The sequence below is a fragment of the Mesorhizobium sp. B1-1-6 genome, from assembly GCF_006443035.1.
Taxonomy (GTDB): Bacteria; Pseudomonadota; Alphaproteobacteria; order Rhizobiales; family Rhizobiaceae; genus Mesorhizobium.
The window spans coordinates 72555-95127 of the sequence record NZ_VFWR01000018.1 but is presented as its reverse complement, the minus strand read 5'-3'; the positions used below and the strand labels follow the sequence as shown (position 1 = coordinate 95127).

Genomic DNA, 22573 nt, shown 5'->3' with positions numbered 1-22573 from the left:
TTGGGACAGGTCAACAACACGCTCCGCCGTTTGGACCATGTCTTCGCAGCTGTCGACCATGGCAGCCTCAGGCAGGCTGCAAGAGTTCTCAGAGTGAGGGAATCCTGTGTCAGCCGCAACATCGTTGCTCTCGAGCAATTGCTGGACATGCAGTTGTTTGACCGCGACGCCCATGGCGTTCGGCTGACCGAGGCGGGCCGGGACTGGGTCGACCTTGTCCGTGCTCATTATGAAGGCTTGCACGATGCCATGGCCGGAGGTAGCCTCGGTCACCAGGATGCCAAAACGATCAGGATAGGGTTGTGCGCCCAGATGGGGCGCACGTTCGTGGCACGTCTCATCGATCGTTTTGGCCGTTTGCATCCGGACGTGTGCGTCGCGATCGAAGACGTTCCAGTCGAACAGTGCCTGGCGGCTATACGCCGCCGGCGCCTCGATATCGTCTTCACGCAGGGGCTTGAGAACGCCGCATTATGCCGTAGCGAGATAGTTGCGCACGAGCGCTTGTTCGTTCTCCTGCCCTGGTACCATCCGCTTGCTGAAAGGCCTGCCGTCACATGGGCAGACCTTGCAGATACGTGCCTGCTGGCTTCAAGCGCATCACCGCAGGATCCGGGTTTGCTGGAGCATATCGCCGCGAACGGCGGCCCCACTGTCCAGATATGTCGCGCCAGCGAAGCAACGGTCATCCTCAAGGTGCAACTCGGTCAAGGTGTGACTCTGGCGGGCGAGGGTTTTGCCAGGACGGTCGCCATCGACGCTACGGTGTGGAAACCCGTCAGTGGCCAAAGCTGCATCAGTTCTATCAAGGCAGTGTGGCTGGAATCGAACCCAAAGCGCGCGCTTTTGCGGCTGGTTGGGACCGCAAGAAACATGGTGACAGGAACGCGACCCGGGCCTGCCCCTGTCACTGCAGGAAGCATGGAACGCCGCAGCCCGATTTCTGAAGTCACGCCATGACTGGGAGGCGCGACTGACCCGGTCCGCCTCAGTGGTCTGGCCTCTAACCACCCTCGGAACGCTTTGCCCTGGCAAAGCCCCGATCTGTCGCCATGAACCGCTCCAACATCGCAACGATGAGGCGCGGCGCATCGGCGGGCCGTTGTCCCGCGTCGCGGCCGAGTATCTCGGCATAGGCGGTCAGGTCACGGTGTAGCGCCGCGGGGAGTTCCACCATGACCTTGACGGGTTTGTCGTCGGCGATTGGCCCCAGTTTCAACTTGGCCATTTTCAGCCTCCGTAGGGTTCGAGCACGAGATCGCGCGTGACGATGACGCGCACCGGGAATCCCGGTCGGATGGTGAGCGTCGGCGCTACGTTGAGCTGCCGCTGGACGATCTGCTGGCCTGTCTGGCTGATGCTGTCCGAGGCGCCCTGGCGCAGAGCGCGCATGATGTCGCTCTCCTGGCCCGATGAGCCTGCCTGCGCGCCGATGCTCAGGACCGTGGAAAGTGCGGCGGCCTTGAACAACTCGCCCCAGTGATAGTCGACGCCATCTTCGAGGCCAGCATAGCCCTCGGCGTCCGCGCCGGGCTCACGTTCAAGAACGATGGAGCGGCCGTCAGGAAAAATCAGCCTGGTCCAGACCAGCAGCACGCGACGCTGGCCGAAGCCGACACCATTGTCATACTGGCCGATGAGGCGCGTGCCCTGCGGAACGAGAAGGATGTGTCCGGTGGGGCTGTCATAGACATTCTCGGTTACCTGCGCCGTAATCTGACCCGGCAGGTCGGAGCGAATGCCGGTGATGAGGGCGGCTGCGATGACGGCGCCCGCCTGCAGGACATTCTTCGACGCCGGCGGCGCGACGCGATCAGGCGAGACGGTGCGCTTGTCCGGCGGCTGATCGAGGAAAGCGCGCTGGCGGTCCTGCGCCGAGGGCTGCGCTGGCTCCGGCGCGAGGCCACGGCTGGCGAGATCGGTCCGTGGCATGGTGTCTGTCGTGGCTCGAGGGACAGTCGCATCACTGGCGGGCCGTGTTTGCGTGGACGCGAACAGTCGCGCGGTCCTCGCTGCTTCCAGCTCCTGTTCCCGGCGCTGCTGCTCAGGGTCCGGTCCAACGACGCCGGTCGATGGTACGGGGCCGCCATTTTGCGCGTTGAGGATCGGCCGACCGAGATCGCCGGGAAGCGGTGGGCCAAGCTTCGGAACGCCGGTATAGTCCTTCGGCAGGCCGGCGAGCCCATCCGGGGTCGAACGATTGTCGGTTGAATACAGCTCCTGACCCTGGCCTTGCGGACGGTTCTGCAGCGCGTAAATCAGCGCACCGCCGACAGTCAGGCTTGCGGCGAGACCCAATCCGGCCAGCGCCTTGCGCGACAGACGCGTCACGCGCGGCGGCTCGGCGCGCAGCCGCATGGCCGCGGCCGGCTCGCCTGTCAACGGCCGGGGGTCATCCCCTGCGGATGCCTCCGGCCCGGCGTCATTCGCCGGTCCCCGGCCTTGTTCCTTCCCGGGACCCATTTTGTCGCTCATGATGACGACCCTCCCCTGTCTGTGCGGAGCGACGTCGCTGGCGGGGTCTCACCAGGACCACGCATCCATGAAAATCGACTGCTCCTTACCCCATCGGTGCGGGAGACGCGGACGCGCTTCTGGTTCTTGCCGGCGCCGAAGCGTAACTCGGCGGCGGCAAACAGCCGGTCGACGATCATGTAGTTGCCGCGCACGCGATAGTTCACCAGTTCGGACGTGTCGCCTTCCGGCCCGACCACGAACAGGGGTGGCATTTCGCCCTGGCCGATGCCTCGCGGGAACTCGATGAACACCTGCTTGCCATCGTCGAATGCGCGCAATGGCCGCCATGGTGCGCGATCGCCTGTCACCTGGTAGCGGAAATTGACACGTGCGAGATCGATGCCCGTTGAGACCGGCTGTGCAGCCTCGGCCTCCTGGTTCTGACGGCGCAAGGCAATGAGCTGGTCCTGCGGGTACTGCCAGGAAACCGATGCCATATAGGTCGACGGCGTCGAGCGCAGTTCCATGTGATAGGTGCGCCGATCGGTATTGATGACGAGATTCGTTATCAGTTCGGCGCGCGTCGGTTTGACGAGGATGTGGACTTGCTTGGCCCCGCCCGCACCGCTCTCGGTATCGCCGATGATCCAGCGCACGGTGTCGCCGGCGGCGACGGGACCGGAGCCGACAAGCTGCTCGCCGGGCTGGAGCGCGATGTCGGTGATCTGCCCCGGCGAGGCATAGACCTGATAGAGCGCGCCATCGACGAATGGATAGACCTGCATCGAGTTGATGAAGCCGTTGCGGACCGGCTGGACGCGCGCGGCCGCATTGGCAAGGTTGACGCGCGCGGCCGGATCGGCCGGTTCCGGCTCGGGCTTTGCGTCCTTGCCGACCGGCTTCAACTGGCCTGGAAGCGGCAGCGGCTTTGAGAGCTCGACCACCTTGACGGGTGGGGGCAGATCGACCGCCTGCACGGCCGGGACTGGATCGTCATAGGAGATCTCCGGCTGCTTCTGCCTGCTGGCACAGCCCGCAAGCGCCGAGGTCAAAAGCAGTAGTGCTGGAAAGGCTGTCCTACGCAACGCCGGCATTGCGCTAATGACGAAAGCCGGACGCGCCCGGGGGGCGGCTTTGCAGAGTGCGGGCGTCATTGTCCAAGCTCCTTCGACCAGTTGATGGCGTTGATGTAGATGCCGAGTGGGTTCTTCCTCAGTGCGTCGGCGTCGCGCGGGGGCTGCACGACGATGGTGAGAATGGCGGACCAGCGCTCCGTGGAAGCGAGGGAACCGTCCTGATAGCGGCGTTCGACCCAGGCGATGCGGAAGCTCACCGGCGATGCGCGGATGACCGACGACACGTCGACGGCGACCTGTTGTTTGCCGACCTTGGTGAACGGGTCATTGGCGCGCGCATAGTCGTTGAGAGCCAACGCCCCGCCCTGCGTCGCGAAATCATAGGCGCGCAGCCAGTTCTGCCGCACGATGACCGGATCGGCGGGGATCGACCTTACCTGTTCGATGAAGTGCGCCAGGTAGAAGGCAATCTGCGGATCGTTCGGCTGATAGTCGCCGACGGCGGGGGCGACAGCCTGCGCCTGGCCGAGACGATCGACCTGCACCACCCAGGGCACGATCGAGCCGTTGGCGGTTTGCCAGACAAGGGCGGCGGAGAACCCCGCGGCGAGCGCCAGGGAACCGAAGGCCATGTACCGCCAATTGCGCGCCTGCACGCGAGCGGAACCGATGCGGTCGTCCCAGACCTGGGCAGCGCGCTGGTAGGGCGTCTCGGGTTGTGGAGTTTTGCCGTAGTGCGTGGACGGTCGTTTGAACATGCTCAGTCTCTTTCAGAGAGGTTGATCGAGGAGCCGCCGCCATGGCTGTCGCCACTGCGAACAGCGTGGGCGGCGGCCTGGACGCCGTGGGTCATGCGTTGCGAGCGCTTCATGCGTTTCGCCCAGGCGGGCTGACTTTCGGTTGCGGAAGATGCCAAGGGAGCGGAGCCGGCTTCGGCAGCGCTCGCGCCGATTGTGCCAGCGGTGGAAGACCCACCCGTCGTCTCGAAGGCAGCACGAGCGCCCGACTGGTAGCTGTGGTTCATGGTGCCTGCTGCATGATTGGCTGCGCGCTTCAGCGGTGAGATGGCGCCCTGGGCGCCAGCGTTCATGACACCGCCGAGGCCGGATGCGACGCCGGAGAAGCCGGCCTCTCCGGCCGCGCCGAGATTGTAGGCTGTGGATGCCCTGCCCGCGGTCGCGGCACCGCCACGGGCCGCCGCCGCGGCACCGCCGCTGACAGCCGCGCCGCCGGACATGACGGCGCCGGCGGCCGCGGCGCCCACTGCTGCCATGCCGCCGGCGGCGAGCCCGGTGCCGACGGCCGCGCCCGCGCCGAGCTGCGGGCCGCCGGAGACGAGACCGTTGGCAATGCCCGGTCCAAAGATGCCAAGACCGAGCAGCGACAGCGCGGCCAGCACGATCGCCATGGCATCGTCGATCGACGGCGTGTTGCCGCCAAAGCCTGCGGTGAACTCGGAAAAGAGGGTCGAGCCGATGCCGATGATGACGGCGAGCACCAGCACCTTGATGCCGGACGAGATGACGTTGCCAAGCACCCGCTCGGCCATGAAGGCGGATTTGCCGAACAGACCGAAGGGGATCAGCACGAAACCGGCGAGCGTCGTCAGCTTGAACTCGATCAGCGTGACGAAGAGCTGGATCGCGAGGATGAAGAAGGCCAGCAGCACCAGCGCCCAGGCGAAGAACATGCAGGCGATCTGGATGAAGTTCTCGAAGAAGGACCAATAGCCCATCAAGTTCGAGATCGAGTCCAGCAACGGCCGGCCGGCGTCGAGCCCGGTCTGCGCCACCTTGCCCGGGCGCATGAGATTGTTGACGGTAAAACCCGTACCCGAGGCCTTCAGGCCAAGCCCGGCGAAGCTTTCGAAGACGATGCGGGCGAGATTGTTCCAGTTGGAGATGAGATAGGCAAAAACGCCGACGAACAGCATCTTCTTGACGAGGCGCGCCATGATGTCGTCGTCTGCTCCCCAGGACCAGAAGAGCGCAGCCAAAGTCACGTCGATTACGATCAGAGTTGTGGCGATGAAGCCGACCTCGCCGCCGAGCAGGCCGAAGCCGCTGTCGATGTAGCGCGTGAAGACTTCGAGGAAATGGTCGATGACGCCCATGCCGCCCATGTCAGCGAGCCTCCGGCCGGGACGGCTCGGCCTGCATCGCGGGACCGGTCGGGGCCGGCCGCTCTCCTTCTTTCCGGGTTGGGTCAGCTGACGCGGGCACATCTGGGAATAACGTTGTCGGCGCTACCGGAGCAGGCGCGGTTGCCGAGTCACGTTGACCGAGAAACCGGCGCCGGCTGTCTGCCCATGCTTTCAGGCAGCCGGGATCGCGAGGGCCGGCCTCGCCGATCCCGGAACAGCGGCGCAATTCGGACGCGAGCGGGTCTTGTGACGCGATGGAACGGTCTCGCATCGCCGGGGTGTCGGGCTCATCATCCTTACTGCTCATCTCCATCGCGGTCACTGTCAAAGCGACCGCGATGAAGACGACCGCGCCGATGCGCGCGAGGATCTTGCCATCCATCGCGCTAGCCTCAGTTCCTGCCATAGAACATCTGCGCACTGCCGGGCTGGTAGCCCGAGCCCTGCGTCAGGAAGCGGCGGCGCTGCTCCCTGCCCTGCTCGGCGGCGGCGGCCTGCTCGGCTGATTGCAATGCCTGCGCCCGACCGTTCGCGGCAACGACAGCGGTGAGATCGGCAAGTTGCTGGGCCTGAAGCGCGAGGAGCTGGTTGCCCGCCTGCGTTGCCTGAAGCGCGCCGGTCGCACCCTGGCTCTGGCCGACCAGCGCCGACATCTCGTTGCGATTGGTGTCGATGTTGCCAACGACGCCCGCCTGCACACGCATCGCATCCTGAAGGCCACCAACCGTGTTGCCCCAGCGCGAGCGTGCGTCGGCAACGAGTTGCTGATCCGAAGCCGACAGCGAGACGTTGCCGTATTTCTGCTGGAAGGCCTGATCGATCTGCTGGACGTCATAGGCAATGTTCTGCGCCTGGCCGAGCAATTGCTGCGTGCGCTGAACGGACTGCTGGAGCTGTTGCAGCGAGGAGAACGGCAGGCTCGCGAGATTGCGGGCCTGGTTGATCAGCATCTGAGCTTCGTTCTGAAGCGAGGTGATCTGGTTGGTGATCTGCTCCAGCGAGCGCGCCGCCGTGAGGACGTTCTGCGTATAGTTCGAGGGATCGAAAACGATCAAGGCCTGTGCCGGCGTCGCCAGCATCGGCGAAAGCGCGGCGGGAGCGGCAAGCAGGGCGGCAGCGAGCCGCATGGCAAGTGAACGGCGCATTTTCATGGGGATTTCTCCTTGTTGGTGCGGGCGGGGCTGGTTAGTGCGGGTACGAGTTCAGCGGCCCAGCCAACGTTGCGATGGGTCAGCCAGGCTGCGAGGAAGCCGTCGCGGCCGTGCTCGGAGACGATGCCGGCGATCGCGGCCTGGTCGGTCTTGGCGGATACAGCGCAAAGCGCGAGCGCCACATCGGACAGCCCAAGCTCGAACAGCCGGTTGCCGCGACGGGACTGGCAGTAGTAGTCGCGCTTCGGCATAGCCCGGGCGATGATCTCGATCTGCCGGTCGTTGAGGCCGAAGCGGCGATAGATCGCCGTGATCTGCGGCTCGATGGCGCGCTCGTTCGGAAGGAGAAGCCGGGTCTGGCAGCTCTCTATGATCGCGGGCGCGATCGCCGAGCCATCGATGTCGCTCAGCGACTGCGTGGCGAAGATGACGCTGGCGTTCTTTTTGCGAAGCGTCTTCAGCCATTCGCGGAGCTGGCCGGCAAAGCTGTCATCGTCCAGCACAAGCCAGCCTTCGTCGATGATGAGAAGGGTCGGCGAGCCATCGAGCCGGTCCTCGATGCGATGGAATAGATAGGACAGGACCGCGGGCGCAGCACCGGTTCCGATCAGCCCTTCGGTCTCGAATGCCTGGACCGACGCCAATCCGAGATGCTCGCGCTCGGCATCGAGCAACCGTCCATAGGGACCTCCGACGCAATAGGGGCGCAATGCCTGCTTGAGATCATTTGATTGCAGCAGGACAACAAGACCAGTGATCGTGCGCTCCTCGACAGGCGCGGAGGCCAACGAGGTCAACGCCGTCCAGATATGCTCCTTGACCTCAGGTGTGATCGCCACATTCTCGCGCGTCAGGATCGCCACGATCCAGTCGGCGGCCCAGGCGCGCTCGGGGATATTATGAATGCGGGCGAACGGCTGAAGGCTGACGCTGTCGATCGCCCCATCGCTGAGATCGCCGCCGAGATCGTGCCAGTCGCCGTTCATGGCGAGCGCCGCCGCGCGGATCGAACCACCGAAATCGAAGGCGAAAACCTGCGAACGTGCGTAGCGGCGGAACTGCAGCGCCATCAGGGCCAAAAGCACGGACTTGCCCGCGCCGGTCGGGCCGACGATCAGCGTATGGCCGACGTCGCCGACGTGAAGCGAAAGCCGGAACGGGGTCGAGCCTTCGGTCTTGCCGAAGAGCAGAGGGGGCGCTCCAAAATGCTCGTCCCGTTCCGGCCCCGCCCACACCGCGGAAAGCGGGATGATGTGGGCGAGATTGAGGGTGGAGATGGGAGGTTGACGGACGTTGGCGTAGACATGACCCGGCAGGCTGCCGAGCCAGGCGTCGACCGCGTTGATGGTTTCGATCATTGCCGTGAAATCGCGGCCCTGGATAACCTTTTCGACCCGGCGCAGTTTTTCGTCGGCGATGCCGGGATCATCATCCCAAACCGTCACCGTAGCGGTGACATAGGCCATGCCGGCATAGTCGGCGCCGAGCTCCTGCAGCGCCATGTCGGCGTCAGCGGCCTTGTTTGCGGCGTCGGTATCCACGAGGACGGACGCCTCGTTAGTCATCACTTCCTTGAGGATCGCGGCGAGCGATTTGCGCTTGGCGAACCATTGACGCCGGATCTTTGTCAGCAGCCTGGTCGCATCGGTCTTGTCGAGCAAGATCGCGCGTGTCGACCAGCGATACGGAAACGCCAGCCGGTTCAGTTCGTCGAGCAGACCCGGCGTGGTCGCGGTCGGGAACCCTGTGACGGTCAGAATGCGCAGGTGCGACGCGCCAAGCCGCGGCTCGAGCCCGCCGGTCAGCGGCTGGTCGGCCAGCATGGCGTCGAGATACATCGGCGTTTCGGGAACGCGGACACGGTGACGATTGGTCGAGACGCAGCCATGCAGATAGGTCAGTGTCTCGGCGTCATCGAGCCAAGTGCACTCCGGCATGAAGGCTTCGACAAGGCGCAGGACGCGGTCGCTGCGGTCAGTGAACCCGGTCAGTACCGCGTTCGGGTCGAGGCCCTTCTTCTCGCGGCCTTCGTAGAGCCAGCTTTCCGCGCGCGCGGTGTCTTCGGCGGGCGCAAGATAGGTGAGCGTCAGGAAGTAGCTGGACTCGAAATGCGCGCCGGCCTCCTCGAAGCCCGCCTTTCGCTCCGCATCGACCAGCGTGGAGGCGGCATCCGGAAAGTGGCTGTCGGGATAGCGGGTCGAGGCATGGCGCTGCGCCTCGACGAAGATCGCCCAGCCGGAGCCGAGGCGGCGCAAGGCATTGTTGAGCCGGCCGGCGACGGCGACCAGTTCGGCCGGAACGGCGCTGTCGAGATCAGGACCGCGAAAGCGCGCGGTACGCTGGAAACTGCCGTCCTTGTTCAAAATGATGCCGGGGCCGACCATTGCCACCCAGGGCAGGAAGTCGGCGAGCCGGCTGCTACGGTTGCGATATTCGGCAAGATTCATCATCCGGTGGCCCCCCTCAGACGGTGAGATGCGCCGGGATGCGCAGATGCCGGCGAACGACATCGGCGAAAAGCGGATCGCGCTTGGCGGCCCAGACGGCGGCAACATGGCCGATTGCCCAGATGGCGATGCCGACGAGCCACAGACGCAGCCCCAGTCCCACGGCGCCGGCGAGCGTCCCATTCATGATGGCAATGGCGCGCGGGGCGCCGCCGAGCAGGATCGGCTCGGTCAGCGCGCGGTGCATGGGGACCGTATAGCCCGGCACCGCATAATCCGTCATTGGGCCGCCCTGTTCGACAGCGCCCGCCATCAGACCAGCGCTCCGCCGCCGAACGAGAAGAACGACAGGAAGAAGCTTGACGCCGCGAAAGCGATGGACAGGCCGAAAACGATCTGGATGAGCCGGCGGAATCCGCCCGACGTGTCGCCGAAGGCGAGCGTCAGGCCAGTGACGATGATGATGATCACCGCCATGATCTTGGCGACCGGGCCCTCGATCGACTGGAGGATCTGTTGCAGCGGCTGTTCCCACGGCATCGACGAGCCGGAGGCAAAAGCGGGCGCGGCCATCACCAGGATGAGCGTGGGAACCGAAACGGTCATGGCGAGGCGATGGCGCGCGAGGCGCAGGCGTTGGATCACGGATTTTCTCCTTCAGGGCTTTGGATGAGCAAGATCGGGCCTTCGGCGCCATCGAGGACGGCTGGCCCGACCCGGTAATCGCCGTCCGGGCGAAGGCCATCGACACGGGCGAGTTCGGACAGCCGGCGCGCGGAGCCGCGGCCGGAAAGGACGGCAACCAGGTCGATCGTTTCGGCGATCAGCGCGCGTGGGACGGTAACAACTGCTTCCTGGATGAGCTGTTCCATGCGGCGCAGCGCGCCAATGGCGCTGCCGGCGTGGATGGTGCCGAGGCCGCCGGGGTGACCAGTGCCCCAGGCTTTCAGCAGTTCCAGCGCCTCGGCCCCGCGCACCTCGCCGACCGGAATGCGGTCGGGGCGCAGGCGCAGCGATGAGCGAACAAGATCAGATAGAGACGCGACGCCGTCTTTCGTGCGCATTGCCACCAGATTTGGCGCGACGCATTGCAGTTCGCGCGTATCCTCGATGATGACGACGCGGTCGTCGGTCTTGGCCACCTCGGCGAGCAGCGCGTTGATCAGCGTGGTCTTGCCCGTGGATGTGCCGCCCGCGACCAGGATGTTCGCGCGGCTGGCAACGCCCTGGCGCAGCGCGTCCGCCTGCTGCGCCGACATGATCCCGGTCCCGACGTAATCTTCGAGGGTGAAGATGGCGACGGCCGGCTTGCGGATTGCGAATGCGGGCGCCGCGACGACGGGAGGAAGAAGCCCCTCGAACCGCTCGCCCGTCTCGGGCAGCTCGGCCGAGACGCGAGGATTCCCGGCGTGGACCTCAGCGCCGACGTGATGGGCGACCAAGCGAACGATGCGCTCGCCGTCCGCTGCCGACAAACGTTCGCCGGTATCGGACAACCCCTCGGACAGGCGATCAATCCACAACCGCCCATCGGGGTTGAGCATCACTTCAACTACGCCCGCGTCGTCGAGATAGCGCGCGATCGCGGGTCCGAGCGCTGTGCGCAGCATACGTGCGCCGCGCGCCAGACCTTCTGAATTGTGATGGGAAGCTGCCATCCTGTCCCCGTTTCGATCCGGGGACATCGGCGGCCCCTGGACGGGGATGATTAAGAGAGCCGCATCTCGAGTGGTTTCAACACCTATATCGAGGCGTAGTGGCGTAGCGTGCAAATACAGGAAATTGGCGGTGCCGACCTGAAATCAAGGCTGACGATCTTCAGGCAAGGGTAGCGCTCGCCGTCAATTGTCCGCTCGTCGGCAAAGCCGTCTGATCAAGCGGCTTCAGCACGAGTTGACCGTCGAGGCTTGTGGCGAACCACCACGTCGACCTTGTAGTCGAGCCGGTCCAGACAGCGAACCAGCCTGTCTATTGAAAACTTGCCCGTGCGCCCGGTGGCAATCGCGGAGACGTCGGGCTGTTTCATTCCGAGCAGTTCAGCCGACTTCGCCTGGGTCAGGCGCCGGCGCTTGATAATGGCGCGGATCTCGCGGGCCAGCTTGGCCTTGAGCAATTCCTCTTCGGGATTGTCAAAGCCGAGGTCCGCAAACACGTTGCCGCTGCTCACTTCGGCGGTGATGTCTTCTGTCATGACTTTGTTCCTTTCCCATAGTTTTCGCGGTAGTGCGCCTCGGCCGCCTTCAATCGCACTGTCACGACATCGATTTCGTGCTTGGGTGTTTCCCTGCCCTTCTTCGACTTCTTCTGGAAGCAATGAAGCACGTAGATCACCCCGGCAAAGCGCACCGCATAGACGGCCCGATAGGTATCTCCGTCGAAGTCGTCGACCACCTCGAGGATGCTGCGGCCGCCAAACCCTTTCAGGGCTTTGACAGCCGGGTGTTCCTCACCATTCTGGGCGTCGTTGATTGCGACACCCATCAACCGGCGAACATCGACCGGAAACTCGCGCAAGTCGGCCTTCGACGACCCCATCCATACAGCGGGCTTTTGGTTCTTCATTCTCCCCTGCCTTATAGCATACAGACTATAATTTTCAACGACGAATCCCGACAGCGCTTGGCCACCGAAAATGTTATCCGGGAGAACTCGGCTGTTTTTTGCAAGTGATCATGGAAGCTCCTGAAGACGTGGTCCTTCATGTAGCCACGGATCGCAAATTGCGGATTTCCAGCCAGATCTGTGCCGTGTTTGCCGCATCGTTGGCTCAACGTGGTTCCCTTGCAAGCGACCCACCCGCAGCTGACTAGTTCTGTTCTGCCAAACTCGACAGGTTGGCAAACCTTGATCTATGAGAACAACATGTGATTCCAACGCTTTGATAAATTTAGCATATCGATGCTTGCAAAAGCTCATTCCGCCGTCCATTCAGCCCACGGGCCTACCTGGCTGGAGTGTCTCCAGGCCGCCATCGATGTCCTCGGAGATTTCCTGTCGAAGCTTTGGACCTTTCGCCAGGCGCCGGCCGAGCGCGGTGACAAAGGCATCATAGCGCTCGCCCGCCTTGGCATGGGCGGCCTGCGCCGCGGGCTCGGGCAACGCTGGTGTTGTCGCCAACCAGAAGCGGACGAAGACGGCGAGCGTCTCCACCGCAATTGCGAGATCGCGCTCTTGGCGTGCGATACGCCGATCGATCTGGTCGAGCCGCTTGGTGATCGCCGCCTCCTGGCGTTCGGCGGCATCGGGTGACAGGAACGACTCGATCGCCGCCTCCGCGACGAGCGACCGCGAAAGATCACGGCGCGCCGCATGTTCGGCCAGCCTGCTCATGACCTTCGGATCGAGATAGACGGACAGGCGTTGTTTGCGTGGTGTCTTTACCATGGGAGCCTCACATATCCACGCCGTCGCCGGGGTCGAGCGACGCCTGCCGCGCAATGCCCTGCATGAGGCGCGTCAATCGACGATTGCGCGCAACATTGTCTTCGTCGACGTTATCGAGGTGATCGATCTCGAACTCGTTCTCGGTCGAAGACTTCACGACCTGCTCGACGCGACTGAGCTCGGGTTGCCGACGACGCTCGGATTCAGTTTGGTCCTCATCCGTGGCCGAGGGCGCCGACGTGGCTTCGGCAATCCCAGGACGGGAAGGCAGAGGCAATCTGGTCCAGTCATCCGGTCTCCCCTCCACTGTCGCTACCAACGCCGGGGGCGGCAAGATGCGCTCATTGAAGCGAGCATCCTCATGATAGCGCGCCTTTTTGGCGCGGATCGGCGGCGCACCCGAGACCATGACAATCTCGTCGGTGGCCGGCAGCTGCATCACTTCACCCGGCGTGAGCAGCGGGCGAGCCGTTTCGGAGCGGGAGACCATGAGATGACCGAGCCACGGCGACAGCCGGTGGCCGGCATAGTTCCTCATGGCCCTCATCTCCGTCGCTGTTCCGAGCGCGTCGGAAACCCGCTTGGCGGTGCGCTCATCGTTGGTGGCAAAGCTTACCCGGACGTGGCAGTTGTCGAGGATCGAGTTGTTGGCGCCGTACGCCCTCTCGATCTGGTTGAGGGATTGAGCGATCAGGAAGCTCTTCAGCCCGTAGCCGGCCATGAAGGCCAGCGCCGACTCGAAGAAGTCGAGGCGGCCAAGCGCCGGGAACTCGTCCAGCATCAGGAGCAGCCGGTGCCCTTTCGCCCTCACCTGCAGATCTTCGGTCAAGCGGCGACCGATCTGATTGAGGATCAGGCGAATGAGCGGCTTGGTCCGGTTGATGTCGGACGGCGGTACGACGAGGTAGAGTGTCGTCGGATGCTTGTCATCGACAAGATCGGTGATGCGCCAGTCGCAGCGGCGGGTCACCTCTGCCACCACAGGATCGCGATAGAGGCCAAGGAACGACATGGCGGTAGACAGTACCCCTGAGCGCTCGTTGTCGGATTTGTTCAGGAGCTCCCGCGCGGCACTGGCGATGACCGGGTGCGGACCGCCCTCACCCAGATGCGCTGTTTTCATCATCGCCGACAGCGTCGATTCGATCGGACGCTTTGGATCGGAGAGGAAACCGGCAACGCCGGCAAGCGTTTTGTCCGGCTCGGCGTAGAGAACATGCAAGATCGCGCCGACGAGCAGAGCATGGCTTGTTTTTTCCCAATGGTTGCGTCTCTCGAGCGATCCTTCCGGATCGACGAGGATGTCGGCGATGTTTTGGACGTCACGGACTTCCCATTCGCCGCGGCGCACCTCCAGCAGCGGGTTGTAGGATGAGGATTTCGGATTGGTGGGATCGAACAACAGGACGCGACCATGCCTGGCGCGAAAGCCCGCGGTGAGTTGCCAGTTCTCGCCCTTAATGTCATGCACGACAGCGGAGCTCGGCCAGGTCAGCAATGACGGGACGACAAGGCCGACGCCCTTGCCCGAGCGTGTGGGCGCAAAGCACAGCACATGCTCAGGCCCGTCGTGGCGCAGATAGTCGTCGTCATATCGCCCAAGCACCACACCATCGGGGCCGAGAAGGCCCGTTGCCTTGACCTCCTGCTTGTCGGCCCAGCGGGCGGAGCCGTAGGTCTCGACCTTCTTGGCCTCGCGTGCCCGCCAGACCGACATGCCGATGGCGACGGCGACGCAGGCGAAACCGCCGGAAGCCGCAATAAAGGCTCCCTCGACGAAGATCGACGGCGCGTAGGCATCGAAGCCATACCACCACCAGAAGAATGACGGCGGAAGGTAAAACGGAAAGCCCAGGACACGGAACCATGGCCTGCCGAGCTCGGGCTGGAACGCCAGGCGCCAGGCCACCCACTCCGTTGCGCCCCATGTCGTGAACAGTACGATCGCGACGACCGCCAGGATCTGGCCCCAGAGTATCTTGGTGGCGGACATAGAAGCGGTCCTTTCTTCACAAGAGGTTAGAGACCGAGGCTACGCTTGCGGGCGAAGCTCCAGTCGACGCCGCCGTCACCGCGAGCGATGCCGGAGACGTGGCGGCCAAGATGCTTTTCGAGAGACGGCGTCCAGGGCACCAGTTGGAAACCGAGGCCGTCATCGACCATGGCGAAACGGCCGGAGGCGAGCGTGAAGCGCTGCCGGTAAGAACCGGTGACGTACTCGCCGCCGCGGGCGCGGTTGAAGGGCTGGCCAGTTTCGGCCGAGAGCTTTTCGCCGAGTGCCTCCAGTTCGCGGCGACGCAGCGTGTCGATCAGATTGGGCTTGAAGCTGATGCGTTGGCCATGCCGCTCGCCGAGACCCTGTTCGACGAGATGGTCTGCACGGCGCTGCAGCGCCTGCCGGACCTCGGCGCCGAAACCGCCTTCTGAAAGCGCAATCGGTTCGCGGGCGATATTCTGGCGGTCAAGCCAGGTTGCGCCGGCGGCGGCAACCTGCTGCTCAATGTCGAGATCGGAACGGACAGCGAGTGCTGCGCGCGGATGTCCCTGCGCGTCATGGAACTTGCGCAGCTCGACGATCGAACCCGGAGCGCTGTCGCCGGCGGCGTCGAGGTCGGACAGCTTGATGTGATGTGTGCGGCCGTCGGTGCCATCGACCACGGCGTAGGCGCTGCCCTTCAGCTCATCATCGAGACCGCGGTCGACCAGCCGACCGACGATCGGCGTCTCAAGGGGCTCCGCCGCTAGCACATAGTTCGCCGAGCCGCGCTCGATGCCCCTTTCGGTCAAGGCGCGATGCATCCGCTTGATGATGTCACCGCGTTCGCCAAGCTCGCGCAGCGCCGCCTCGGCCTTGTCGTCGATCACCCATTGGCCCGAGCCGACCTGTTCGGCAAGGCCGAGGGTCTCGAGCTTGCGCACCCGCCCCACCTTCAGCACGTGATATTCATCGGGCTGGGCGCTCGCGGCCGTGGCAAGGTCGATGATGCCGGTGTCGCGGCCGTCGCGAACAAGCTGCCGGTCAAGCTGGGTCCAGCGTTCGGCTTCGACCTGGCGCTGCAGATTGCGACGGATGTCGAAATAGGTGCGCGGGCCGAGCTCCAGGGTCACAAGATCGGCCGCGCGGGCGCGCATCCCCTCCTTGATGTAATCGCGGGAAATCACGAGATCCTGCCCGTCATCGGTCTGGCCGCGCAGGATGATATGAAGGTGCGGGTTGTCGGTGTTCCAGTGATCGACGCCAGCCCAATCGAGTTTTGTGCCGAGGTCCTTTTCCATCTGGCGCATCAGATCGCGGGCGAAGGACTTGAGATCCGCCATGTCGACTGCATCTTCCGGCGAGACGATGAAGCGGAAGTGGTGCCGATCGTCGCCGCACCGCTCGGCAAAAGCACCGCCATCCACCTCCCCGGTCCCCGGCCCGAACAGCCTTGCCTTCTCACCGTCACGGGTGACACCCTCGCGGCGTAGATAAGTGAGATGGGCGGCAAGCGGGGCGCCGCGCGCTTGATGACGCACCAGCCGTGTCTTGATGATCACGATTCGAGAGCGGCCGTTGAGGAGACGATTGGCCCGCACGCTGGCGGAGCGGCCACGCCCAAACGTCGAGCGATTGCCCGGACTGATCCGGCCGGAGCGGGAGATGCGGGCGCCGGCCTTCTGGGCAGCGGCAAGCGCCTGCGCGACGAAGGGCCTGGCGCGCTGGGCGCCCGATGAGCGGATGCGGCCTGGGCGGATTCGAAGATCGTCCTCGCCAGTCATCTGAGAGATCTCGCACCTCGTGCCAAGGCACGGAAATCACAGGCAAACCAGCGCTCCGGCGAGGTGCGCCAAATCCTCGCACCTCGCCGAAACCCTGCATAACCTATTGAAATGACACAACCGACCGACGCCGCACCTCGCGGCCTTTTATCTCGCCATCCTCCGGTTGTTAGTAAGCGTCCGGTCTCTGCACCCAGATTGCGTAGTGCAATGGCGCGACATGTCGGGCTCCTTCGTTGCATGGAGGATGTCCGGTGAATTTGAGACATTTCGAGAACAAGGCGCGGCAATCCTATTGGGTGGTTCACGTCGAGGCGTGGCGGCGCAGCGGTCTGACGCGGACGGAATATTGCCGTGTGCATCGCCTGACGAAGGACACGCTCGATCGCTGGCTGAAGTACTTCGCCGGCAACGACGCGGCGCGGTTGTTAGGTTGTTCGGTTGTTCTGCCCGCCTTGGGGCTCCATCCACGCCACGGTGCGCTGGAGCTTGCGGTTGCGCGAAAACGCCCAAACGTGCTCATGGCTGGATCCCTTCGCCGGCTCGCGCCACGAAGAGGCCTTCGGACAGCGGCACGATTGCGGAGACATCGCGCAGTGGAGCTGCAGAGCCAGCATCATCTGGCGGTCGCTCGGCCGGTACGGAGGCGACAGCCTGTTGGCGGCTCGGCTGGCCTGCAAAAAGCGAGGCATCCTTCCAGGGAATGGCCTCGGCAGACGTGATGGCGAAAGGGCGGGTAGTCGCGGGGCCTCCAACAAGCGGGGCAAGTGCTGCGACATAGGCGCGGGTCTCGGCCGGTAACGGACGCCCGGCGAGGTAAGCTTCGTAGCGCGCAGGCCCGGCGTTGTAGGCGGCCAGAAACCCCGGCGAACCGTAGCGATCGTGCAGTTCGCGCAGATACGCCGTTCCTGCCATGATATTGTCGCGAGGGTCGAACGGATCGCGGCCAAGGGACCAGCGGGCGCGTAGATCATCCCATGTGCCGGGGATGATCTGCATCAAGCCGCGGGCGCCTGCGCTGGAGACGGCGCGCGCGTCGCCCGCACTCTCCGTGCGCATGACGGCGCGTATCCAAGCGGCCGGAACGCCGAAGCGGTGCGAGGCTTCTGCGATGTGCGCGCCGAACGGATCGCGTTGCGACGACCGCGCGAGGACCAAGCCTTGCGCCACTGCCGCTGCCGGCATTGCGGTCGCAACGGACAAGCCGCAAAGGAGGAAGACAGCCATACGCCGGGCAGCACGAAGCGGCCCGGGCGCACCGCGATGGCTCGTCGACGGACGCCGAGCGCGCATCGTTCAATCCTTCTCGCTGCGGTCGCGCGGTCGCGCCCAGTGCAGCGACCAGGACGACTTGTCATCGCCATTGCGAAAGAGGTTCGCGCGGATCGGCTGCGCGAAGGTCGGGTCGTCGAGCTGGATCGAAACATAGTCTCCGGCTTTTTCGCTGGAGCGTTTCCAGCCCGCGCCAATCTCGGGACCGTCCTCGCTTCCAGCGTGAACGCGGTAGTCTGGCGCATTCTCCGTTTCGCTAGCCTCTGCCGCCACGATGGCGATATCCAGGTTGAGGCTGAGCGTGTGGATGCGCCCGCTATAGCCAGTCTTCTGGCGCGTGAATTCTCCGATCTGCTGCATGTCTGGCTCCCGTTTTTCAGTGGTGCGGTGATGATGGCTGGCGGCACGACGCGCGCCGCCGGTCGCGCGCTCACCGCGTTGGCGCGCGCCATTCGAAGCGGCCATTGCCGCCCTCGTCCGTCCACAGCGGGACGGCGCGGCCGATGATCTGGCTGGTGGCGAGGAGGCCGAAGTAACGTCCGTCGAGACTGTCGCGGACCTGCCAGTTCATCAGGAAGACTTCGCCGGTCGGGATGCGGCGGCAGCCCTGCCAGACAGGCAGGTCACGGCCGGCTCGATCACGCTCGAGCGCCACGCCCGCCTCGACACCATCGACGGTGATGGTGAGGTTCGAGCGACAGACAATTTGCCCGGAAACGCCAAGGATGCGCTTCAACAGTGGCACGCCCCTCGGCAGATAGCCGCGATCAGCGAGGAACGCCGCGAGTGGCTCGGGCGCGTCGACGGCGACAAGATCGGTGACCTCGAAGGGTCCGTCGTAGTCGATCGTATAGAAGCCGATCGGCGCGCTAGCCGACGCATTCCAGATGAGCTTCGTGGGCATCGAAGTGAGGCCGGGATAGCCGACGCCCACGGTAGCGAGAACGCTAGCGACGATGATCCCGGCGCGGCTCACGGCTCGGTCCTCTTGCGCAGCAGGAAGGCGCGATGTTGGTCGAGCGTGTAGGCGCGCGGCTCCTGACCGGCAGTTATCCGGTTGTGGATGTGCCGCCAATGATCGGGCGACACCAACTCCGGCTCGATGTCGAGGCCCTGGACGGCGTCGATTGCCTGCAGCACGCGTTCGACCTTGGGCCAGCTCTCCACCTTCAGAAGGATGTCGCCGCCGGGGCGCACGAAGGGCAGTGTCTGATAGGCATCGCCGCGTGCGACCGCACGCACGATATCGATGCGTGAAATGATCGTTCCGAAGTCGTTGGCGGCCCAGCGAACGAACGCGAAGACCGTGCCGGGACGATAGGACAGGATACGCCGGCGACGATCAACAATCTGTTCTTGGGCGTGGGTGCCGAACCGTATCCAGTTCTCTTGTCTCTTCTCGACCCAGATCAGTTCGACATGGACGAGATTGTCGCGAGCGTGGTGCGTGGCGCCGATCATCGGATGGCTCCCGAGCGCGGATCAAGAGGCGGATTAGGGGCTTCGGAGACGCTGGTTGCTGTGCTGCTGTCGTCAGAAGCCGATGACGCATTCGTGGTCTTGTCGGTGTCTATGCTGAGTGCGTCGCTGGTTCGTCGGACGAACTTTTGCGCATCAAGCGCGCGCTCTTCAAAGTTAGACTCTGGGTTAGAGTCTAAGTTAAGGGCGCGATTTCGGCTTTGCTTTCTGGAGGTTAGTGCCTGCTTGAGTTCCTGATAGCACGTGCCTGCGGTTCCCGATGGCACGACAGGCCCGGTTCCCGATAGCACGAGGCCGTCCACAGGCTTTCCACGGGCGGCGATCCGCTCGAAGGCGAGCAGCGTCCGGCCGCCCATCTCCACTTCGAGGAAGAGCGTGTAGCCGGGCAGCGGCTGGCGGCGGATGATGTCGCGCAACTCGAAGGCAAAGCGCTTGTAGGGCGAGAGGCTGCCGGATTTCAGGTGAAGGTGACGAAAGTCGAAGCGCCAGCCGTCGCGCTGGCGCCCGCCATGCTTGCGCACCAGGCGATAGAGCCAGCGCTCCATCCCGCCAGTCAGGCCGAAATAGGCGCGATCGATCGTCAGCACGAGCGCGCTATCGAGGACTGCCTGGTAGAACCAGTCAGGGACGATCAATTCGATCCCCGCAGGCTTGCCATGGCGATCGATGCGCTCCTGCCACTCATTGATCCAGGAGAAGCGGTGACGCCGGCCTTCGGCGGGCTGACGGATTGTCGTCGAGACAGTGGTCGACTGCAGCCGGTCAAGCGCCGCCTTCAGGCGTTGATAGTCGCGAAGGCTCTTGCCGCGGCCGACGAAGGTGAGAATCTCATAGGGCGTGGTGGCCATCAGGCGCGAGGTACGAAGCCCGGTGTCGCGCGCCTCGACGATCTGGCTCGCGGCCCAGATCAGGATGTCGGCGTCCCAGATGGTCGCCATCCCATGATCGGGTACGGCTTCGACCCGGATCGTGACGTTGCCTGCGGCAAAATCGATCGGGGTGATGCGATGGGTCTTGGAAAGGGAGAAGAACGGATAGGCCATGAGATCCTGCGCGTCGCGTGGGGCAAAGTCGCCAGGCAGCGCCCGGAACAGGTCGAGTTGCCCGCGCTCCGAAAGGGATTGGTTTCGCGCCACCATTTGAAATCCGCGCGCGGTCAGCGTGCGTATCGTCCGCCATGCGCCGGCGGCGTCGCTGTGTGACGCTTGGCCGGCAGGACCGATCCACGCGGATCGGATGTAGAGGTGACAGCGCCGCGTTCGGCCCAAGCCTGAAGATCGTCGACGGCATAGACGACACGGCCGCCAAGCTTGCGGTAGGAAGGACCAGTGCCATAGGTACGGTGCTTTTCGAGCGTGCGGGCGGACAGGCTGAGGAAATCCGCGGCTTCCTTGGTGCGCAGGAAGCGCGGCGGCAAGACGGCGATATCGGGTCGCATGGGTCGGACCTCCGTGGGGTTTTGGGTAGCCGCTGGCGTTCAGCGGTGGACGGCGACCACGGTGGCGGAGAATGGGCTTCGCAAGGGATGGGGAAGTTGAGGGAGGCTAAAATCCCACCCCCTCGTCCGGAGCCAGAACCGCTACGGTCGACGGCGATGACGCAGGATCTGCAAATAGCCGCCGCCGATCATGGCGGTGGCGCCTTCGACCAGGCCGATCACCGCGTCGCGCAACGCCGAGGTCTTCCAAGGATCGGCGGCGATGCGCCTGTATCCGTAGAACGCAACCGCAATGTCGCGGTAGCTCGCGCCGTTCGCACGGCCGTCAGCGGCCTGGATCATCAGACGAAACCGGCGGCGCTGCTGTGGGGTCATACGCGTGTCCGAAGCCGTTGGGCGCCCCTGCAAGGAACGCCAGAAACGGGTGAGTGCTTCGATCCGTCCCAACGTTTCTGCATCCAAGGGGATCAGCGCCGCCAGGTGGCCGTGCGGATCACTGCCGGGCAGAAGGAGAAGTTGGGTCGCGACGCCCGCACTGTGGACGATGTGACGTCCTTCCGGGCTGTCGTGGACCGCCCCCAGACCGGTCAAAGGCACCGATCGCAAGGACGACAGAAATTCCGGCGCCGGCACGAGAGAAACCACAGCTGGATCGACGTCAGGCGACCACAGAACATCCTGCGCCAAGGCGGACAAATCCGGCCTGGCCGGGAAATCGTAACCCCCACAGCCGCTGTGTCTCAGGGTGGAAGGGTGCTTTTTCGGATCTGGTGGTCAGGAGCGCTTGGTAGTGCCGTTGATAGGGTTCGTGACGCCGCAGACACTCCCAGGCGAGCCCTTCGATGGGCAATGTATCGAAATAATCATAGCTGGCATTGTCTCGCCAATGCGATGTATCCGGCCTCATCCAAGAGCTCCTCGCAAGAAACGCGCAGACCCCGCCTCAAAACGATTCCGGGTTGTAGCGATTGGCGGAAGACCCTTGCCGGGCATCGGGTGATGCCGTTTCGGCATCACCCGGGAACGACAGGAGCGGCGGTGCTAGCTGCCGGGTTGACGCAAGAGATGGCGGTAGCCAGCACGCGCCATCCAGCGCGCTCGCGCCAGATGGCTGTCATGGATCCGCCGTGCGCGTTGTGGCTCCTTCGTCAGGTCAATGCCGAAGAGAATTTCGACCACCTCGCGCCAGTCCGCGCCGTCGTCGGCGGCGTCAAGCAGCCGCGCATAGAGCTTGACGTGTTCGCGATCGTATTCGGTGAGTTCGTCACTGGTCGGCGCGGTTTCGTCAAACGGCTCGATCATCGCTTGCCTCGTCTTCACAGAGTTAAAGCCTGCATTTTATAGAAACAACAGCGCCGACGGAGGACGGTTGATCGGCATCAGGCGATGCGGTTTCAGCATCGCTCTCGGCTTGAGTGAACCGAACCGGACGTCCGCGGAAGAAGGCCCCGGCCTTCCGGCCGGGGCCTGCGCGGGTCCTTAGTCACCCCGCCGCGCGTTCGGGCGGGACCAGATGAGCGAGAAACCCTCACCTTCCTCGTCGTCGAAGAGGTTGGCGTAGATCGGGGCGTTGAAGCTCGGATCGTCGAGCTTGAGACCCAGGTAGTCGCGGCCTTCGTTGGAGGTCTTCGACCAGGCGGCGCCGATCTCGGCGCGACCGACCAGCACCCGGTGGCTGGGAGCGTTCTCGCCAGTGGCGCGGGTGTCTGGGACGATGCGCACGTTCTTGGCCAGGACGCTGAGGGTGACGATTTCGCCGGTGAACTCGTTCGCGGTGGTCTTCTTGAAGGTGCCGATGGTAGCCATTGTAAAGTCTCCGTTTTCTGTTCCCGAGCCCGCACCATGCGGCCTCGATGGCGATCACTTGGCCGGAGGCGACCGACGACGCATCGCTTGCGACCGGAGCAACGCGGAGGACGGCGCAGGAACGACTTTGTTGTCTCGCGAGGAATGACGGCGCGCGGGGT

Annotated in this window: 27 protein-coding genes; 1 reads left to right on the top strand and 26 read right to left on the bottom strand. The window is 64.2% G+C overall.

Translation table 11 applies throughout. The features are described from left to right. Complete coding sequence (locus tag FJ979_RS28190; RefSeq protein ID WP_140584371.1) at nucleotides 1-960, top strand: LysR family transcriptional regulator; 960 nt, start codon at nucleotides 1-3, stop codon at nucleotides 958-960. Between the two features lie 43 nt (nucleotides 961-1003). Here FJ979_RS28190 and FJ979_RS28185 read toward each other — a convergent pair whose 3' ends face one another. The 26 genes from FJ979_RS28185 to FJ979_RS28060 form a co-directional block, all read right to left on the bottom strand. Beyond that, nucleotides 1004-1228: a DUF2274 domain-containing protein gene (locus FJ979_RS28185; protein WP_127365941.1), complete on the bottom strand. Its 225-nt coding sequence runs from the start codon at nucleotides 1226-1228 to the stop codon at nucleotides 1004-1006. Nucleotides 1229-1230: 2 nt separating this feature from the next. Next, a complete protein-coding gene (locus FJ979_RS28180) occupies nucleotides 1231-2475 on the bottom strand; it encodes a TrbI/VirB10 family protein (RefSeq protein ID WP_140562101.1) in 1245 nt (414 codons plus the stop codon). After that, the gene (trbG, locus tag FJ979_RS28175) at nucleotides 2472-3611 is read right to left on the bottom strand and encodes a P-type conjugative transfer protein TrbG (RefSeq protein ID WP_246678484.1); all 1140 of its coding nucleotides are present in this window, start codon (nucleotides 3609-3611) and stop codon (nucleotides 2472-2474) included. Before trbG ends, FJ979_RS28180 begins: the two co-directional genes overlap by 4 nt. Then, entirely contained in the window at nucleotides 3608-4291 is a 684-nt protein-coding gene (trbF, locus tag FJ979_RS28170; RefSeq protein WP_140562103.1) for a conjugal transfer protein TrbF, read from the bottom strand. The genes trbG and trbF overlap by 4 nt, the downstream gene beginning before the upstream one ends. 2 nt (nucleotides 4292-4293) lie before the next feature. Further along, nucleotides 4294-5655: a P-type conjugative transfer protein TrbL gene (gene trbL / locus FJ979_RS28165; RefSeq protein ID WP_140562104.1), complete on the bottom strand. Its 1362-nt coding sequence runs from the start codon at nucleotides 5653-5655 to the stop codon at nucleotides 4294-4296. 1 nt (nucleotide 5656) lies between these two features. After that, nucleotides 5657-6058, bottom strand: a complete 402-nt coding sequence (gene trbK-alt / locus FJ979_RS28160) for a putative entry exclusion protein TrbK-alt (RefSeq protein ID WP_140562106.1) — start codon at nucleotides 6056-6058, stop codon at nucleotides 5657-5659. 10 nt (nucleotides 6059-6068) lie between these two features. After that, nucleotides 6069-6827 (bottom strand): P-type conjugative transfer protein TrbJ, encoded by a 759-nt coding sequence (trbJ, locus tag FJ979_RS28155; protein ID WP_140562107.1) that lies wholly within the window; start codon nucleotides 6825-6827, stop codon nucleotides 6069-6071. Beyond that, complete coding sequence (gene trbE, locus FJ979_RS28150; protein WP_140562109.1) at nucleotides 6824-9277, bottom strand: conjugal transfer protein TrbE; 2454 nt, start codon at nucleotides 9275-9277, stop codon at nucleotides 6824-6826. The genes trbJ and trbE overlap by 4 nt, the downstream gene beginning before the upstream one ends. 13 nt (nucleotides 9278-9290) lie before the next feature. Further along, nucleotides 9291-9587, bottom strand: a complete 297-nt coding sequence (locus tag FJ979_RS28145; RefSeq protein ID WP_181172812.1) for a VirB3 family type IV secretion system protein — start codon at nucleotides 9585-9587, stop codon at nucleotides 9291-9293. Beyond that, nucleotides 9587-9880 (bottom strand): TrbC/VirB2 family protein, encoded by a 294-nt coding sequence (locus tag FJ979_RS28140; RefSeq protein WP_246678489.1) that lies wholly within the window; start codon nucleotides 9878-9880, stop codon nucleotides 9587-9589. The genes FJ979_RS28145 and FJ979_RS28140 overlap by 1 nt, the downstream gene beginning before the upstream one ends. Nucleotides 9881-9915: 35 nt before the next feature. Next, on the bottom strand, nucleotides 9916-10932 hold the full coding sequence (gene trbB, locus FJ979_RS28135; protein ID WP_140562113.1) for a P-type conjugative transfer ATPase TrbB: 1017 nt from the start codon (nucleotides 10930-10932) through the stop codon (nucleotides 9916-9918). Nucleotides 10933-11147: 215 nt separating this feature from the next. Beyond that, nucleotides 11148-11465 (bottom strand): helix-turn-helix transcriptional regulator, encoded by a 318-nt coding sequence (locus FJ979_RS28130; protein ID WP_006338687.1) that lies wholly within the window; start codon nucleotides 11463-11465, stop codon nucleotides 11148-11150. Then, complete coding sequence (locus FJ979_RS28125; protein WP_140562168.1) at nucleotides 11462-11809, bottom strand: type II toxin-antitoxin system RelE/ParE family toxin; 348 nt, start codon at nucleotides 11807-11809, stop codon at nucleotides 11462-11464. The genes FJ979_RS28130 and FJ979_RS28125 overlap by 4 nt, the downstream gene beginning before the upstream one ends. A 393-nt stretch (nucleotides 11810-12202) precedes the next feature. Beyond that, complete coding sequence (locus tag FJ979_RS28120; RefSeq protein WP_140562114.1) at nucleotides 12203-12658, bottom strand: ribbon-helix-helix protein, CopG family; 456 nt, start codon at nucleotides 12656-12658, stop codon at nucleotides 12203-12205. Nucleotides 12659-12665: 7 nt separating this feature from the next. After that, on the bottom strand, nucleotides 12666-14651 hold the full coding sequence (locus FJ979_RS28115) for a conjugal transfer protein TraG (RefSeq protein ID WP_140562116.1): 1986 nt from the start codon (nucleotides 14649-14651) through the stop codon (nucleotides 12666-12668). Nucleotides 14652-14677: 26 nt separating this feature from the next. Continuing rightward, nucleotides 14678-16417, bottom strand: coding sequence for a VirD2 family relaxase/mobilization nuclease (locus FJ979_RS28110; protein ID WP_140562117.1), 1740 nt, complete (start codon nucleotides 16415-16417; stop codon nucleotides 14678-14680). A gap of 519 nt (nucleotides 16418-16936) precedes the next feature. Next, nucleotides 16937-17602, bottom strand: coding sequence for a lytic transglycosylase domain-containing protein (locus tag FJ979_RS28105; protein ID WP_348640429.1), 666 nt, complete (start codon nucleotides 17600-17602; stop codon nucleotides 16937-16939). Nucleotides 17603-17713: 111 nt separating this feature from the next. Then, on the bottom strand, nucleotides 17714-18049 hold the full coding sequence (locus FJ979_RS28100) for a DUF736 domain-containing protein (protein ID WP_140562169.1): 336 nt from the start codon (nucleotides 18047-18049) through the stop codon (nucleotides 17714-17716). A 70-nt stretch (nucleotides 18050-18119) separates the two neighbouring features. Beyond that, nucleotides 18120-18665, bottom strand: a complete 546-nt coding sequence (locus FJ979_RS28095) for a S26 family signal peptidase (protein ID WP_140562121.1) — start codon at nucleotides 18663-18665, stop codon at nucleotides 18120-18122. Further along, complete coding sequence (locus FJ979_RS28090; RefSeq protein WP_140562122.1) at nucleotides 18662-19150, bottom strand: DUF2840 domain-containing protein; 489 nt, start codon at nucleotides 19148-19150, stop codon at nucleotides 18662-18664. Before FJ979_RS28090 ends, FJ979_RS28095 begins: the two co-directional genes overlap by 4 nt. Beyond that, on the bottom strand, nucleotides 19147-20307 hold the full coding sequence (locus tag FJ979_RS28085) for a replication initiator protein A (RefSeq protein WP_140562124.1): 1161 nt from the start codon (nucleotides 20305-20307) through the stop codon (nucleotides 19147-19149). Before FJ979_RS28085 ends, FJ979_RS28090 begins: the two co-directional genes overlap by 4 nt. 17 nt (nucleotides 20308-20324) lie before the next feature. Continuing rightward, nucleotides 20325-20606: a helix-turn-helix domain-containing protein gene (locus FJ979_RS28080; RefSeq protein WP_140562126.1), complete on the bottom strand. Its 282-nt coding sequence runs from the start codon at nucleotides 20604-20606 to the stop codon at nucleotides 20325-20327. Nucleotides 20607-20747: 141 nt separating this feature from the next. After that, nucleotides 20748-21293, bottom strand: a complete 546-nt coding sequence (locus FJ979_RS28075) for a DUF2285 domain-containing protein (protein WP_246678485.1) — start codon at nucleotides 21291-21293, stop codon at nucleotides 20748-20750. Further along, the gene (locus FJ979_RS33205) at nucleotides 21265-21513 is read right to left on the bottom strand and encodes a DUF6499 domain-containing protein (protein WP_140562127.1); all 249 of its coding nucleotides are present in this window, start codon (nucleotides 21511-21513) and stop codon (nucleotides 21265-21267) included. Before FJ979_RS33205 ends, FJ979_RS28075 begins: the two co-directional genes overlap by 29 nt. Before the next feature lie 134 nt (nucleotides 21514-21647). Continuing rightward, nucleotides 21648-21908 carry a DUF2285 domain-containing protein gene (locus tag FJ979_RS28065; RefSeq protein WP_140562129.1) on the bottom strand — a complete coding sequence of 87 codons (261 nt, stop codon included), beginning with the start codon at nucleotides 21906-21908 and terminating at the stop codon, nucleotides 21648-21650. A gap of 177 nt (nucleotides 21909-22085) precedes the next feature. Beyond that, complete coding sequence (locus FJ979_RS28060; protein ID WP_140562131.1) at nucleotides 22086-22412, bottom strand: DUF736 domain-containing protein; 327 nt, start codon at nucleotides 22410-22412, stop codon at nucleotides 22086-22088. Nucleotides 22413-22573: the final 161 nt, after the last annotated feature.

What these genes read in the sequence shown, in the direction of transcription:
- FJ979_RS28180 (WP_140562101.1), bottom strand. Translation starts at nt 2,475, where the DNA reads ATGAGCGACAAAATGGGTCCCGGGAAGGAACAAGGCCGGGGACCGGCG.
- FJ979_RS28130 (WP_006338687.1), bottom strand. Translation starts at nt 11,465, where the DNA reads ATGACAGAAGACATCACCGCCGAAGTGAGCAGCGGCAACGTGTTTGCG.
- FJ979_RS28120 (WP_140562114.1), bottom strand. Translation starts at nt 12,658, where the DNA reads ATGGTAAAGACACCACGCAAACAACGCCTGTCCGTCTATCTCGATCCG.
- FJ979_RS28145 (WP_181172812.1), bottom strand. Translation starts at nt 9,587, where the DNA reads ATGGCGGGCGCTGTCGAACAGGGCGGCCCAATGACGGATTATGCGGTG.
- trbE (WP_140562109.1), bottom strand. Translation starts at nt 9,277, where the DNA reads ATGATGAATCTTGCCGAATATCGCAACCGTAGCAGCCGGCTCGCCGAC.
- FJ979_RS28085 (WP_140562124.1), bottom strand. Translation starts at nt 20,307, where the DNA reads ATGGTGGCGCGAAACCAATCCCTTTCGGAGCGCGGGCAACTCGACCTG.
- FJ979_RS28100 (WP_140562169.1), bottom strand. Translation starts at nt 18,049, where the DNA reads ATGCAGCAGATCGGAGAATTCACGCGCCAGAAGACTGGCTATAGCGGG.
- trbJ (WP_140562107.1), bottom strand. Translation starts at nt 6,827, where the DNA reads ATGAAAATGCGCCGTTCACTTGCCATGCGGCTCGCTGCCGCCCTGCTT.
- trbB (WP_140562113.1), bottom strand. Translation starts at nt 10,932, where the DNA reads ATGGCAGCTTCCCATCACAATTCAGAAGGTCTGGCGCGCGGCGCACGT.
- FJ979_RS28065 (WP_140562129.1), bottom strand. Translation starts at nt 21,908, where the DNA reads ATGATCGAGCCGTTTGACGAAACCGCGCCGACCAGTGACGAACTCACC.
- FJ979_RS28110 (WP_140562117.1), bottom strand. Translation starts at nt 16,417, where the DNA reads ATGACTGGCGAGGACGATCTTCGAATCCGCCCAGGCCGCATCCGCTCA.
- FJ979_RS28090 (WP_140562122.1), bottom strand. Translation starts at nt 19,150, where the DNA reads ATGATCGGCGCCACGCACCACGCTCGCGACAATCTCGTCCATGTCGAA.
- trbK-alt (WP_140562106.1), bottom strand. Translation starts at nt 6,058, where the DNA reads ATGGATGGCAAGATCCTCGCGCGCATCGGCGCGGTCGTCTTCATCGCG.
- trbF (WP_140562103.1), bottom strand. Translation starts at nt 4,291, where the DNA reads ATGTTCAAACGACCGTCCACGCACTACGGCAAAACTCCACAACCCGAG.
- FJ979_RS28185 (WP_127365941.1), bottom strand. Translation starts at nt 1,228, where the DNA reads ATGGCCAAGTTGAAACTGGGGCCAATCGCCGACGACAAACCCGTCAAG.
- FJ979_RS33205 (WP_140562127.1), bottom strand. Translation starts at nt 21,513, where the DNA reads ATGAGGCCGGATACATCGCATTGGCGAGACAATGCCAGCTATGATTAT.
- FJ979_RS28125 (WP_140562168.1), bottom strand. Translation starts at nt 11,809, where the DNA reads ATGGGGTCGTCGAAGGCCGACTTGCGCGAGTTTCCGGTCGATGTTCGC.
- trbL (WP_140562104.1), bottom strand. Translation starts at nt 5,655, where the DNA reads ATGGGCGGCATGGGCGTCATCGACCATTTCCTCGAAGTCTTCACGCGC.
- FJ979_RS28080 (WP_140562126.1), bottom strand. Translation starts at nt 20,606, where the DNA reads ATGCGACCCGATATCGCCGTCTTGCCGCCGCGCTTCCTGCGCACCAAG.
- FJ979_RS28060 (WP_140562131.1), bottom strand. Translation starts at nt 22,412, where the DNA reads ATGGCTACCATCGGCACCTTCAAGAAGACCACCGCGAACGAGTTCACC.
- FJ979_RS28140 (WP_246678489.1), bottom strand. Translation starts at nt 9,880, where the DNA reads ATGACCGTTTCGGTTCCCACGCTCATCCTGGTGATGGCCGCGCCCGCT.
- FJ979_RS28105 (WP_348640429.1), bottom strand. Translation starts at nt 17,602, where the DNA reads ATGCCGGCAGCGGCAGTGGCGCAAGGCTTGGTCCTCGCGCGGTCGTCG.
- FJ979_RS28115 (WP_140562116.1), bottom strand. Translation starts at nt 14,651, where the DNA reads ATGTCCGCCACCAAGATACTCTGGGGCCAGATCCTGGCGGTCGTCGCG.
- trbG (WP_246678484.1), bottom strand. Translation starts at nt 3,611, where the DNA reads ATGACGCCCGCACTCTGCAAAGCCGCCCCCCGGGCGCGTCCGGCTTTC.